General features: G+C 67.0%; 12 protein-coding genes. 7 read left to right on the top strand and 5 right to left on the bottom strand.

Going from position 1 to position 13684, the window contains the following annotated elements:
- Positions 1–3 precede the first annotated feature (3 nt).
- Complete coding sequence (locus SOM47_RS02630) at positions 4–2295, bottom strand: ATP-binding protein (RefSeq protein ID WP_320504668.1); 2292 nt, start codon at positions 2293–2295, stop codon at positions 4–6.
- A 394-nt stretch (positions 2296–2689) separates the two neighbouring features.
- Here SOM47_RS02630 and SOM47_RS02625 point away from each other — a divergent pair, with 394 nt between their 5' ends.
- The 4 genes from SOM47_RS02625 (at position 2690) to accC (ending at position 7786) form a co-directional block, all read left to right on the top strand.
- A complete protein-coding gene (locus SOM47_RS02625) occupies positions 2690–5242 on the top strand; it encodes a TonB-dependent receptor plug domain-containing protein (RefSeq protein ID WP_320504667.1) in 2553 nt (850 codons plus the stop codon).
- Positions 5243–5419: 177 nt separating this feature from the next.
- On the top strand, positions 5420–5863 hold the full coding sequence (gene aroQ, locus SOM47_RS02620; RefSeq protein WP_042614744.1) for a type II 3-dehydroquinate dehydratase: 444 nt from the start codon (positions 5420–5422) through the stop codon (positions 5861–5863).
- 62 nt (positions 5864–5925) lie between these two features.
- Complete coding sequence (gene accB / locus SOM47_RS02615) at positions 5926–6408, top strand: acetyl-CoA carboxylase biotin carboxyl carrier protein (protein ID WP_042614743.1); 483 nt, start codon at positions 5926–5928, stop codon at positions 6406–6408.
- A 10-nt stretch (positions 6409–6418) separates the two neighbouring features.
- Complete coding sequence (gene accC, locus SOM47_RS02610; protein ID WP_192085177.1) at positions 6419–7786, top strand: acetyl-CoA carboxylase biotin carboxylase subunit; 1368 nt, start codon at positions 6419–6421, stop codon at positions 7784–7786.
- Positions 7787–7824: 38 nt separating this feature from the next.
- Here the strand turns inward: accC and SOM47_RS02605 are convergent, their stop codons facing one another.
- The 4 genes from SOM47_RS02605 to SOM47_RS02590 form a co-directional block, all read right to left on the bottom strand.
- Positions 7825–8925: a fimbrial protein gene (locus SOM47_RS02605; RefSeq protein WP_192085178.1), complete on the bottom strand. Its 1101-nt coding sequence runs from the start codon at positions 8923–8925 to the stop codon at positions 7825–7827.
- Between the two features lie 214 nt (positions 8926–9139).
- Positions 9140–9877, bottom strand: a complete 738-nt coding sequence (locus SOM47_RS02600) for a fimbrial biogenesis chaperone (protein ID WP_320504666.1) — start codon at positions 9875–9877, stop codon at positions 9140–9142.
- Between the two features lie 143 nt (positions 9878–10020).
- Positions 10021–10395 carry a hypothetical protein gene (locus SOM47_RS02595; RefSeq protein WP_042612675.1) on the bottom strand — a complete coding sequence of 125 codons (375 nt, stop codon included), beginning with the start codon at positions 10393–10395 and terminating at the stop codon, positions 10021–10023.
- Entirely contained in the window at positions 10392–11366 is a 975-nt protein-coding gene (locus SOM47_RS02590) for a hypothetical protein (RefSeq protein WP_042612676.1), read from the bottom strand. The genes SOM47_RS02595 and SOM47_RS02590 overlap by 4 nt, the downstream gene beginning before the upstream one ends.
- A 159-nt stretch (positions 11367–11525) precedes the next feature.
- Between SOM47_RS02590 and prmA the strand changes: the two genes are divergently transcribed.
- From prmA to fis, 3 genes are all read left to right on the top strand, one after another.
- Positions 11526–12446: a 50S ribosomal protein L11 methyltransferase gene (prmA, locus tag SOM47_RS02585; RefSeq protein WP_320504665.1), complete on the top strand. Its 921-nt coding sequence runs from the start codon at positions 11526–11528 to the stop codon at positions 12444–12446.
- 49 nt (positions 12447–12495) lie between these two features.
- A complete protein-coding gene (locus tag SOM47_RS02580) occupies positions 12496–13269 on the top strand; it encodes a DUF3426 domain-containing protein (RefSeq protein ID WP_320504664.1) in 774 nt (257 codons plus the stop codon).
- Between the two features lie 117 nt (positions 13270–13386).
- Entirely contained in the window at positions 13387–13662 is a 276-nt protein-coding gene (gene fis, locus SOM47_RS02575; RefSeq protein WP_042612679.1) for a DNA-binding transcriptional regulator Fis, read from the top strand.
- Positions 13663–13684: the final 22 nt, after the last annotated feature.

Raw genomic sequence — 13684 nt, 5'->3', positions numbered from 1 at the left:
CGCTCATACCCGGATCGGCGCCGCCCGCGACAGGCTGTCCAACTGCACGTCGATTTCAGCCAGCCCCTGGTCGGGATCCATTTCCGGATCGGCTTCCAGCCTGGCGGCCAACGCGGCCAGCGCCGGCTGCCCGACCAGCCCGGCGGCCCCATGCAGGCGATGCGCGTAGAAGGTGATGCGCGCGAGGTCGCTGGCATCCATCGCCTCGCGCAGCTTGCGCAGGTCGTCGGCCAGCAGCACGCGCAGGTCCGGCTCCAGCCGGTCGACGGTGTCCCGTTCGATGGCCTCCAGCGCGGCTGTCTGCCCCGCCCTGTCGGCGGATCCCGCTGCGGCAGCGCGGCCGGTCCACAGCGCCAGCATGCCCTGCAGTTCGGCCAGGCGGATTGGCTTCTTCAACACGCCGTTCATGCCAGCCTGCTGGCAGCGCGCAAGGTGGGCGGCGTCGGTGGCGGCGGATATGGCGATGATCGGCAATTCGGCCACGCCCGGCAGGCCGGTCGCGCGGATCATCCGGCTTGCCTGGTAGCCGTCGATGTCCGGCATGAAGCAGTCCAGCAGCACGATGTCCGGCAGGTCCGCGGTGAGCGTGGCCAACGCCTGCGCGGCACTGTCTGCCAGCATCGCCACCGCGCCCAGCCGGCCGAGCTGTTCCTCCAGCACCATGCGGTTGGGGGCATGGTCATCGACCACCAGCACTCGTACGCCCCGCAGCGCGCCGCCCGGCGTGGCGACGGCAGGTGCGGCCGCGGCATCGGCACGCTCGGCCGGGATCCGCAGCGACACCGTGGTGCCTTCGCCTTCCACGCTGTGCAGCTCGATCTGGCCGCCCATCAGCTGCACCAGGTCGTGGCTGATCGACAGCCCCAGGCCGGTGCCGCCGTACTGGCGCGAGATGCTGCCGTCGGCCTGCGTGTAGGGGTCGAACAGGCGGCCCTGCAGCGCTGCGGGAATCCCGCAGCCGGTGTCGGTCACCGCCGCGTGCAGCCAGGTTCCGGCCGGGGCCTCCTGCACCTGGAGCGTCAACCGGATGCTGCCGCGCTCGGTGAACTTGCGCGCATTACCGAGCAGGTTCATCAGCACCTGGCGCAGCCGGGTCGGGTCGAGCATCAGCCAGCTGTCGTGGGCGGGGACCTCGACGACCAGCGCGATGCCGCGCTTTTCCAGTTCGCCTTCGAACACCGCCGCGACAGTGCGCCCCAGCGCGCGCACCTCGACCGGGATCTTCTCCAGCTGCATGCGGCCTTCGTCCAGCCTGGACAGGTCCAGCACGTTGTCCAGCAGGCCGGTCAGCGACTCGGCCGCCTCCTCGGCGGCCCGTACCAGCGCGCGCGGCCGGCCGGCCGGAACGTGGTCGGCCAGCACTTCGATGGCCCCCAGCACGGCGTTGATCGGGGTGCGTATCTCGTGGCTCATGGTCGCCAGGAAGCGCGCCTTGACCCGTTCGCTTTCGATCGCCGCCGCGCGTGCGCGCCAGGCCCAGCGTGCGACCACGCCCAGCGCCAGCACCAGCAGGCCGATCGCCAGCAGCCACGGCCAGTTGTAGCGCAGCACGGTGGCCACGCTGGGCGCACCGTAGTCCTCTTCGCGCAGCCATTGCTGGCGGATCTGCGATTCCTCCTGGGTGTTGATCGACGCCATCGCCTTGCCGATGATCGCCTCCAGCTGCGGCCAGTCGCTGCGCACGCCGAACTGGGCCTGCATCACCAGGTCGATGCGCGGCCGGGAGATATGCAGTTCGTCGAGATACCGGCGCGCGACGAACGGCTGGAAGGTCGCGTTGGTGCCCATCGCGGCGTCGGCCTGGCCGTCCAGCACCATCTGCATGGAGGCCTGCGGCGTGTCGGTCGGCACCACCACCAAGTGCGGGTAACGGCCCTGCAGGATCCGCGCGTAATCACCCGCAGCACGTGCAGCGACCCGACGCCCAGCCAGTTCCTGCAGGTCCCACACGGCCGGCGAATCCGGTCGCGTGAACACCACGCTGTAGGCCGATAGATACGGCCGGCCCAGCCGCACTGCCGCACGGGTGGCTGGTGTCAGGCGTTCGTCCATGGCATTGAGCAGCATGTCCGCTTCGCGCGATTGCAGCGCCCGCTGCGCGGCCGGCCAGTCGGCGGCCTGCACGAACTGGAACTGCAGCCCGGTGCGCGCGCTGATCAGCCGCAGGTAATCCCCCGACAGGCCCCGCAGTTGCCCATCGCGGACATATTCCAATGGCGGAAGGGTGGCATCGGAGGTCACCCGGATCACCGGATGGGCGGCGATCCAGGCTTGTTCAGACGGGTCCAGCAGCACCGTCGCCTGCGGCGCGGCGGCAGCCGGCGGCGCCGCGGCCCCGACCAGCAGGCAGAACGCCGCGCAGGCGCAAGCACGAAGGCGCGACCGTCGGTGCGTCGGAAAAGGACTCCCCATGCGTCAAGGATACGCCGCGAAAGGCCCGCTGGCGGCGGGTACGGCACGTCGGCCCATCGACCACCGCGCCAGTGAACCGCCAAAGTCGGCACACATTCGTTGCAGTACGGTTAATCTTCTGTTAATTATTGATGCAGCGCAACAGATCCGCTGACGCGCAGGGAGAACCAACAGGATGAGCCACTAACCGAACGACAACTCAACAATCCGACTGCAAGGTGCACGCATGAACGACCGCATTGGCAAGTGTGTTCACGCTCCGAAAGCATTTTCGCCATTGGCATCTGCAGTAAACGTGGCGCTGGCGACCGCCCTGCTGGTCACCAGCACGGGAGCGCTGGCACAGGACAGTCCGACCACGCCCGAAGCGGCCACCAACCTGGACACCGTGTCGGTGCTGGGCAGCCGCACCAAACCACGTACCGTGTCCTCCTCGGCGGTACCGATCGACATCATCAGCGGTGAAGAATTCCGCAACCAGGGCGCTACCGATGCGCTGGACCAGCTGAAGGTGCTGGTGCCCTCCTTCAACGTCAGCACCATTCCCATCGATGACGCCGCCAGCCTGGTACGACCAGCCAACCTGCGCGGCCTGCCGCCGGACAACACCCTGCTGCTGGTCAACGGCAAACGCTTCCACCGTGCGGCGGTGATCACCTTCCTCGGCCATGGCCTGTCCGACGGTGCGCAGGGTCCGGACCTGTCGGTATTCCCATCGCTGGCGCTGGAACAGGTGGAGGTGCTGCGCGATGGCGCCGCCGCCCAGTACGGCTCGGACGCCATCGCCGGGGTCATCAACTTCGGTCTGAAGAAGCTGCGCGAAGGCGGCACCGCCGAAGTGTTCACCGGCAAATACTACGAAAGCGACGGCCTGACCACGCAGTACTCGGCGCAGATCGGCCTGCCGCTGACCGAACGCGGGTTTGCCACGCTGACCGCCGAATGGCGCAACGCCGACGACACCTCGCGCAGCGTGCAGCGGGACGACGCCGCCGCCGCGATCGCGGCGGGCTATCCCGGGGTCGGCCAGCCGGCGCAGGTGTGGGGCTCGCCGAAGGTTGATGACGACTTCAAGCTGGTCTACAACCTGGGCCTGTCCACCGACAACGTGGACTTCTATCTGTTCGGCAACCATGCCAAACGCGACGTGGACGGCGGCTTCTACTACCGCGATCCCACCTCGCGCTCGGGCGTGTACTCCAACGACGGCGGCGACACCCTGCTGGTCGGCAACCTGACCGGCGCCGGCGCCTGCCCGTCCATCGCCCTGCGCGACGGCGCGGGCAACCTGCTGCCGTATGCCGGCGTCAGCACCGCGGTCGCGGCGCTGCCGGCGAACTGCTACACCTTCCTGTCCAGCCTGCCGGGGGGCTTCACCCCGCGCTTCGGCGGATCGCTGGAGGACACCTCGGTCTTTGCCGGTGCCAAGGGCACCTGGGATGAGTGGTACTGGGATGTGAGCGGTTCGTGGGGCCGCAACGAGATCGACTTCACCATCTACAACACCGTCAACGCCTCGATGGGCCCGGTGCAGCCGGCCGGCCTGTCCTTCAAGCCCGGCGGCAACACCCAGACCGAAAAGAACCTCAACGTGGATGTCAGCCGCGATATCGCCACCGGCTTCACCAGCCAGCCCCTGCGCCTGGCGATGGGCGCGGAATGGCGCGAGGAAAGCTTCACCATCAGCCCCGGTGACGGCCCGTCCACCGCCATCGGCCCGCTGACCGAGCAGGGCTTCGCGCTGGGCTCCAACGGCTTCAACGGCTTCAGCGCGCGCACCGCCGGCACGTTCGACCGGCGCAACTGGGCCGCCTATGCGGACCTGGAAGCCCAGCTCACCGAACGCTTCCTGCTGGCAGGTGCACTGCGTTACGAGGACTACGATTCGTTTGGCAGCACCACCACCGGCAAGCTCACCGGTCGCTTCGACTTCAACGAGAACTTCGCCGTCCGTGGCGCTTACAACACCGGCTTCCGCGCCCCCACCCCCGGCCAGGCCAACATCAGCCAGATCAGCACCGTGTTCGGCGGGACCGCGCTGGAAGACATCGCCACCCTGCCGCCGACCGATCCGATTGCCCAGCTCAAGGGCGCCCAGCCGTTGACCCCGGAAGAGTCGAAAAACGTATCGCTGGGTGCGGTCTGGACGCAGGGCGACTGGCTGTTCACCGTGGACGGCTACCAGATCAAGGTAGAGGACCGCATCGCGCTGAGCACCAGCTTCGCGGTGACACCGGCCGAGCGTGCCGCGCTGGTGGCCGGCGGTAATCCGGAAGCCGCGTCGATTTCCCAGGTGACCTATTTCGGCAACGCCTTCGACACCACCACCACCGGCGTGGACGTGGTCACCAGCTACCGCAGCGATCATTTCGGTGGCACCACCACCTATGCGCTGGCGGCCAACTGGAACCGCACCGAAGTGGACCGCTTCGATACCGACTTCATCGATGCCGCCCGCGTCTACAAGCTGGAAGAGTCGCTGCCGCGCACCAAGGGCTACTTCAGCGTGAACCACCAGCGCCAGGTCTTCCATGCCAACCTGCGCTTCAACTATTACAGCAGCTGGTACGAAGACCACCTGGACAGCGGGGTGGTCTCCGCCGATGACGGTGGCCTGCCGATCCACGCCGGCAGCGCGCTGATCGTGGATGCCGAAGTGGGCTGGAAGTTCGCTTCCGGGCTGTACTTCAGCGTGGGCGCGCAGAACCTCTTCGACCGGGTGCCCTCGAAGAACCCCTGGGCCGGCGTGGCCGGCGCGGAATACCCGGTGCATTCGCCATATGGCTTCAACGGCGGCTTCTACTACGCCCGCCTGGGCTGGACGTTCTGACCTGAGTGGACAGAGGGACAGGCGGCGGCGTGCCATGATGGGCCGCCGCCTGCTCCAGCGAACCGCCACGCGCCCGTGATATTTCAAACAGTCGCTTGAAACGCGCATAACTTCGCCGAACTGGACATCAACTCCAGCTTCCGCCAGACTGCCGCCCTTTCCCGTTGTTCGGCTCCCATGGCGAAACTGCTGGTACTGCACGGCCCCAACCTCAACCTGCTCGGCACGCGCGAGCCGGGGGTCTATGGCCACACCACCCTGGCGCAGATCGACCAGGCGCTGCACGCGCAGGGGGCGGCGGCCGGGCACGCGGTGGAAAGCCTGCAGTCCAATGCCGAACACGTGCTGGTGGACCGCATCCAGGCCGCGCGGCTGGACGGCACCGCCTTCATCCTGATCAACCCGGCCGCGTTCACCCATACCTCGGTGGCCCTGCGCGATGCGCTGGCCGCGGTGGACGTGCCGTTCATCGAAATCCACCTGTCCAATCCGCATTCACGCGAACCCTTCCGCCAGCACAGCTATTTCAGCGACAAGGCGGTCGGTGTCATCTGCGGTTTCGGTGCTGACAGTTACCGTTATGCGATGGATGCCGCCCTGCAGCGGTTGTCCAACGCCTGAGCTTCGAACGGGCGCCTGCGCCCTTCCCACCCCAGATAATCAAAACAGAAGAAGAGGCCCTCATGGATCTGCGCAAAATCAAGAAGTTGATCGACCTGCTGGAAGAATCCAACCTCGCCGAGATCGAGATCAAGGAAGGCGAAGAGTCGGTGCGCCTGTCGCGTGCCCCGGTGGGCACCTTCGCGCAGATGGCCGTGCAGCCGCAGATGATCGCCGCGCCGGCCGCCGCTGCCGCCCCGGCCATGCCCATGCAGTCGCCGACCGAAGCCTCCACCGGTGGCACCGCCAAGCCAGGCAACGCGCTGCCGGAAGGCCACGTGCTGCGTTCGCCGATGGTCGGCACCTTCTACGCGTCGGCGTCGCCGGACAAGCCGGCTTTCGTCAGCATCGGCCAGCAGGTCAAGGAAGGCGAGACCCTGGCGATCATCGAAGCGATGAAGATGTTCAACCCCATCGAAGCCGATGCGTCGGGCACCATCGTCGCCATCCTCGGCGAGAACGGCCAGCCGGTTGAGTTCGACCAGCCGCTGTTCGTGATCGGCTGAGGGGCCGGCCATGCTCGATAAAATCGTCATTGCCAACCGAGGGGAAATCGCGCTGCGCATCCTGCGCGCGTGCCACACCCTGGGCATCCGCACGGTGGCCGTGCACTCCACCGTCGACCGCAACCTGAAGCACGTGGCGATGGCCGACGAGTCCGTCTGCATCGGCCCGGCCGCCTCCAGCGACAGCTACCTCAACATCCCGGCGTTGATCGCCGCTGCTGAAGTAACCGACGCCCAGGCGATCCATCCCGGCTACGGTTTCCTGTCGGAAAACGCGAACTTCGCCGAACGCGTGGAAGAATCCGGCTTCATCTTCATCGGCCCCAAGGCCGACACCATCCGCCTGATGGGCGACAAGGTGGAAGCGATCCGCGCGATGAAGGCCGCCGGCGTGCCGTGCGTGCCGGGCTCGGGCGGTCCGCTGGGCGAAGACATCGTCGCCAACACCAAGATCGCGCGTGAGATCGGCTACCCGGTCATCATCAAGGCCTCCGGCGGCGGCGGCGGCCGCGGCATGCGCGTGGTGCATGCCGAAGCGTCGCTGAAGACCTCCATCGAAACCACCAAGAGCGAAGCCAAGGCAGCATTCGGCAACGGTGAGGTGTACATGGAGAAGTACCTGGAGAATCCGCGCCACGTGGAGATCCAGGTGCTGGCCGACGGCCAGGGCAACGCCATCCACCTCGGTGAGCGCGACTGCTCGATGCAGCGCCGCCACCAGAAAGTGGTGGAAGAAGCACCGGCACCGGGCATCAGCGAGGAGGCCCGCGCGCAGATCGGCAAGGTCTGCGTGGAAGCCTGCATCCGCATCGGTTACCGCGGCGCTGGCACCTTCGAGTTCCTGTACGAAGACGGCCGCTTCTACTTCATCGAAATGAACACCCGCATCCAGGTAGAGCATCCGGTCACCGAAATGGTCACCGGCATCGACCTGGTGGTGGAGCAGCTGAAGATCGCCGCCGGCCAGAAGCTGTCGATCAAGCAGAGCGACATCGTGCTGACCGGGCATGCCATCGAATGCCGCATCAATGCGGAAGATTCGGAAACCTTCGTGCCGAGCCCGGGCCAGATCACCGCTTTCCACGCACCGGGTGGTCCCGGCGTGCGCGTGGATACGCATATCTACGCCGGCTACCGCGTGCCGTCGAACTACGATTCGATGATCGGCAAGCTGATCGTGCACGGACCGGACCGCGAGACCGCCATCGCCCGCATGCGGGTGGCGCTGAGCGAGATGGTGGTGGACGGCATCAAGACCAACGTCGCCCTGCAGCAGCGCATCATGCGCGACAAGGGCTTCCAGGCCGGTGGACAGAACATCCACTACCTGGAAAAGCGCCTGGCCGAGCGCAAGACCAAGTCGATCGCGTTGACCTGATCGCACCGCGGCGCCGGCCAGCAGGCCGGCGCCGGCACTCATTCGTACCGCAGCGTCACCACCATCGCGCCATTGGCGATGCCGGGCCTGACCCGCGCTTCGGTCTGCACATAGCGCGCGCGCATCCGCACGGCGTAGGTCCCATTCGGTGTCGTGGTGAGCGTCAACCCACTGTCACGGAACACGCCGTAGCCCACCGGTGTGTTGTCCGGCAGCGCCACCTGGATGCCGAGGCCTTTAGCCGTGTCGGGATGGTCTTTGTTGCTGAGCGCCATGATCGACTGGGCCGCATCCAGCACCGGCGTGCTGGGATCCACGCGTAGACCGATGCGGTTGGCCACGCGGCGGCCGCCTACTTCGCCCGTACCGCTGTCATCCTGGAAATACGCCGGCTGCCTGCCGAAGAACGCCGGGCACCCGCTCAGCGGGACGATGAACATCGTCCATGGCGTGGCCGCACCCGGTGCGTTCAGCTCGCGCTGCGCCCGGCGGCCCATCGACACGGTCACATCGCCCACCCGGCAGGTGCCGGTCACGATGTTCAACTGCCCGACGATCTGCGCTTCCCAGATATTGATGCCGCCCGTGCCCAGGGTGGACTGGCGCGCGCGTGGAAGCGAACTGCCCTGCAACACGCCCGCACTGATCGGACCGATCTTGTACAGGCTGAAATCCAATTGCTTGTTGAAGGTCACACGGAGCGGGGCGGTACCGACGTCGTAGGCACCCGGATCGAACGGGAACCTGTTCCCGGCGTACCACACCGCAATGCCGACGCCGGGAATGGAGGTCTTGTAGATCCCGGGCAACCCCGATGGTTCGCCCGGGACCCCTATGTAGCCATTCTCCCGTTGCACACGACCGGGTCCACCCGTGCACCTGATGAAAGCACCTGAGCCGCTGTTATGCCGTGCGGTATAGATCTCCGTGCCGTCCGGCACATCGGCTCCCACGGTGATCGTGCCCTGGAGGGGCAGGTTGATCTGGAACGGAGTCGGCCATTCAGAGGGATGTTCGCAGCTCTGCGCCAACGCAGAGCCTGCGTTGCACAGCGCCAGCGCGGTCAGCAGGCGGTAGGAAAGAATTTGCTTCATGTCATCACCAGTTGTGGAAGTAGGCCGGGCGTCGACCGGGCTCACTCACCAGAAGTTTCACCAACCCCCGCCATACACGACATCGGATGGGTCTGATTCCGCGCTGTTGTTAGCGCAATGTCACCCCTCTGGCCCTCCGCGCGCCTGGTCCGCCCCTCCTTGCCGGTCTGCCACGCCGAGGTCAGCCCCGCGCCTGCACAGTGTCAGCCGGTGCCGTGTGGCCTCCCATCGGATGCGTCCGAAATGCGAGGGCGCCGCCTCAGTGGGCCAGCGATGCGCTGGCCTCATGCACCGCGCCGACGTCGGTGATGGTGCTGTACTCGATGCCGATCGCGCCTGGCGGCCGTGTGGCAAGCCCGTCCAGCGGGAACACCTGGGCGGCACGCGGCGCGACCATGCCGCTTCCGGTATCAGCCGATACCTTGCCGTCGACGGTCAGCGAGATCGCCGCGAAGCTGACGTGCCACGGCGTCGGATTGTCGACCTGCACGGCCAGGCCGCCCACGCGCTGCTGCAGCGACCAGCGCAGCTGGCGGTGGGCACTGTCTGCTTCGCCGGGCAATCCGGCGGGACGATAGAACAGCTTGATGCGGCTGCGGAAGGCCAGGTCCAGTTTGTCCTCCCCGGCGCTGGACGGCGGGATCTCCAGCACGTTCACCCAGTACAGCGATTCGCGGTCGCCAGGCTGCGCCGGGCCGGTGAAACGGATACGCACCGCCTGTCGGGTCCCGGCGTCCATGCGCAGCAGGGGCGGCGTCATCACGAACGGGGCCTTGGCCTCTTCCGGCGGGGTGTCCTGGTCACCGTCATCGATCCACAACTGCACCAGCGCAGGGCGTTGCGCCTCGTTGTTCAGCCCCAGGGTGACCTCATTTTCGTGCGCGGGATAGACCACCCGCGTGCCGGCGATCACCACGCCAGCGTGCGCCGGTGTGACGGGCAACAATGCGGCAAGGAACACCAGTGCAGGCAGCATCCGCATGACAGCAGTAACCATGGTCTTCTCCGACAGGGCAGTGTCACCGCGCAAGCGCGGGCAACACCGTCAGGATGGATCCATTAACGCTGCTTCACGCCAACCCTTGGAATAGGACCGGACCCAATCATGTCGGCTGGGGTCCGATCCGCCGCGACGCAGGATCAGCGACGATCGGCCGCTTCGGCCGGAACCTGGCTGCCCGCCAACGGGCGCACGCCATTGGGCGAGGACGGGTCGACGATCACCATGGTTTCAGTAGACCCATCCGGCCACACCACCTGGAAGGTGCTGCCTGCCGGCAGCGAGGTGAATGGCATGGCACTTTGCGCACGGAACACCGCGGCGACCTGGCTGGCGCCGACGCGACGCGCTTCCGGCGTGGACTGCACCTTGGTCAGCTCCACCGCGGACAATCGTCGGTAACGATCTTCCTGGGTATCGATCATCAACAGGCCGACCGCACCTGCCGAATAGGCGACGAACAACGCCACCCAGAACCAGAATTTCGCCCCGTGCAGGATTCGACGGTACTTCATCGCCCTTTCCTCTTTCCAATCAGTTCTTCGACCCATTCGGTCATTTTTTCGGCACCCTGCCGCGATACCGCAGCGTCGTATACAAAATCAGTGAAGTCCTGCCCTTCATCCTGGCTGCAGATGCCGCCGTTGGCGCAGAAGCTGTTCATCAGCACGCTGTCGCTGCCACAGGGCATGCCCAGTTCGCAGGCCGCCACGCGCCAGGCCAGTTCGCTCAGTGCCTCGCCGGCCACCATGCCGGTCATGGCCCGGTCGCCGGACGCACGCAGCCCCATTGCCGGGGCCAGCGCCATGTAGGCTTCCGGATCATGCGAATCGCGCACGCGCTCGACCAGGCCGCGCCGGTAGTCTTCGTCGCTCTGCAGCGGCTGGCCGTCGGCCAGCAAGGAGGCTTCGGCGGCCAGGTTGCCGCCCTGCGCGGCCTGCCGGCGCTGCGCGAACACCAGCGGGTAACCCAGGCCATCACTGGCCACGAAGCCGCCGCAGCGCGCGGCGACACGCTGACGCGCCGAGGCCATCGCGGTCGATGCACGCTCGCCCATCCCGGTCAGCACGCTGTTGTCCAACTGGTAACCGCCGGGATCGTTTGCGTACTGGCTGCAGTAGTCATAGACCCGGCTCAGCATCCAGCGCGCCTCGACGTTGCCACTGTCGGCCTGGCCGCGCAAGCGCTGGGCGAAGGCAAACAGATCGGTGTCGCCTTCCATGTCGGCACGGATGTCCAGCGGCAGGCCGGAAGGCACCGCATTGAGCGAACGTTCGCTGGCCCCAAGCCGGCGTGCCAGGGCCGCGGGCAGCGCGGTGGGCGTGGCCTGCGTGTCCGCTGGCTGCGACATTCCAGCGTCCATCGCGGCAGGACCGGATTCCTGTGCATGCAGCAGCTGGCCGCCCATGCGCATGCCCGCTGCGCCGAGCAAGGCCACGGCCGGCACCACGAGCAACCAGGTTTTAAGGGCCGGGGCAAACGCCATCAGGAGACAAGCCATTGACAGGCAAGGCAGGAACGTGAGTCTAGCAAGGGGATTGCCCTCTGTCTGGCCCGCCCCATTCATTCTCTGCATGCCTTGAGATGGCTGCCGCCCTCCAGGATCGACTAGCATTCCCTTCTTTGCCGGACCTCGCCTGCCACCATGCCGTTCCTGGAACTGACCCTGCGCTGCACCGAAGCCACCCAGCCCCGCTACGAAAACGCACTGGAGGACGTCGGCGCGTTGGCGGTGACCCTGCTCGATGCCGAGGCCGACACCAGCAACGAACAGGCCATCCTGGAGCCCGGCGTCGGCGAGACACCGATGTGGGACACGCTGGTCCTGAGCGCGTTGTTCCCGCATGACGCCGATGGATTGCTGCTGCTGGCCGCGCTGGAAGCCTTCGACGATGGCCTGGACTGGTCGACGGTGAGCTTCCGTGCAGTGGAAGACCAGGACTGGGAGCGCGTCTGGCTGGACCAGTTCGAGCCCTTGTCCTTCGGCGAGCGCACCTGGATCGTGCCGTGGAACCATGAACTGCCAGACGCCGCGCAGGCTGCGGATGCGGCCGTGGTGCGGCTGGACCCGGGCCTGGCGTTCGGCTCCGGCACCCACCCGACCACGGCGCTGTGCCTGCGCTGGCTCGATGGCCTGGCCGGTGAGGGCCTGCTGCAGGGACAGCGCGTGCTCGATTTTGGCTGCGGTTCGGGCATCCTGGCGCTGGCCGCGTTGAAGCTGGGCGCGGCCGAGTCGATCGGCGTGGACAACGATCCGCAGGCGCTGATCGCCACCGCCGACAATGCCGAGCGCAATGGCGAACTGCCGCGCCTGCATGTCTACCTGCCACAGGACGAACCGGTGGCCACCTACCCGGTGGTAGTCGCCAACATCCTGGCCTCCGCGCTGGACGCACTGGCCGACCTGCTGGCTGCCCGCGTGGCCGCCGGGGGCCGCATCGCGCTGTCGGGCATCCTGCACGGCCAGGAAGACGAACTGCTGCAGCGATACGCCGCCTGGTTCGATGACCTGCAGGCGACCCAGGACGGCGACTGGATACGCATCACCGGCGTGCGACGCGCCTGATCGCGCGCAGACGTGATTGAATAGCCCCTGGATCCGAGCCGGTACATTCATGTCCGAACCGAACCCGCCCCGTCGACCGTTGTCAACGTTCCTGCGTCCACACGCCGGGTCTCAGGCCGACGTCGATGCGACCCCGCTGGCGGAGCCGTCGCTGCCTTCAGCCGACGCGTCCCCGGTCACCGCAGACGACACCGCCGAAGCGCCAGTGGACGCCGTCGCGGAGGCTGCCGCGATGCCCGAGGAAGTACCGGTGCAGCCCACCGCGACGATCTCCGGGCAGGTCCCTGCTGCGGCCGCGGAACCCATGCGGTCCCAGGCAGAGCCGGTGTTCCTGCGCGGTGGCGGGCATCGATTGCGCACGCCGCGCTGGCAATGGGCCATGGTGGCTGCGCTGTCGCTGCTGCTGCTGCTGCAGATCGCGCTGGCCGACCGCGCCCGCCTGGCGGCAGATGCCAGCACCCGTCCCTGGGTCGCAGGCCTGTGCAGTGTGCTGCGCTGCGACCTGCCGGCCTGGCGCGAACCGGCGGCCTTCACCATGATCAGCCGCGACGTGCGGCCGATGCCGCAGCAGGCCGGCGCACTGCAGGTACAGGCGAGCATCCGCAATGACGCACGGTGGGCACAGGACTGGCCCGTGCTGCGACTGTCACTGTCCGACGCCGACGGTCGGGTGATCGGCAGTGGTGTGTTCGCGGCATCGGACTATCTGGGTGCCGGGGCACGCACGGCGGGGCTGCTGGAACCCGGCCAGAGCGCGCAGATCGCCTTCCAGGTCAAAGAGCCGTCGGCGTCCACGGTCGCCTTCAATTTCGAATTCCTGTGAGGCCGGCCGGGCGCCTGCCCCGTGCAGGGGCGGCCTGCTCGCGCTAGACTGGCCGCCACCACCTTCTTCGCCAGCGCCAGCCTTCGCCCCGGCGCGGCCACCAGATCGGGATTCCCATTGAACGCTGTACTCTCTCGTCCTGACACCAGTCGTGGCGCTGCGCGTCCTCCGCTCCGCGAACATGTTGCCCAGTCCGTGCGCCGCTACCTGCGCGACCTGGATGGCTGCGATGCCGATGACGTGTACGAGATCGTGCTGCGCGAGATGGAAATTCCCCTGTTCGTTGAAGTGCTGAACCATTGCGAGGGCAACCAGAGCCGCGCTGCGGCGATGCTGGGCATCCACCGGGCCACCCTGCGCAAGAAGCTCAAGGAATACGGCATCACGGCCTGAGGCGGCACTGCATTACGTGTGA

It is taken from the genome of Stenotrophomonas sp. CFBP8980 (genome assembly GCF_034046095.1).
GTDB lineage: Bacteria > Pseudomonadota > Gammaproteobacteria > Xanthomonadales > Xanthomonadaceae > Stenotrophomonas > Stenotrophomonas lacuserhaii.
The sequence above is the reverse complement of the archived record's forward strand: the minus strand, read 5'-3'. Positions and strand labels throughout refer to the sequence as shown.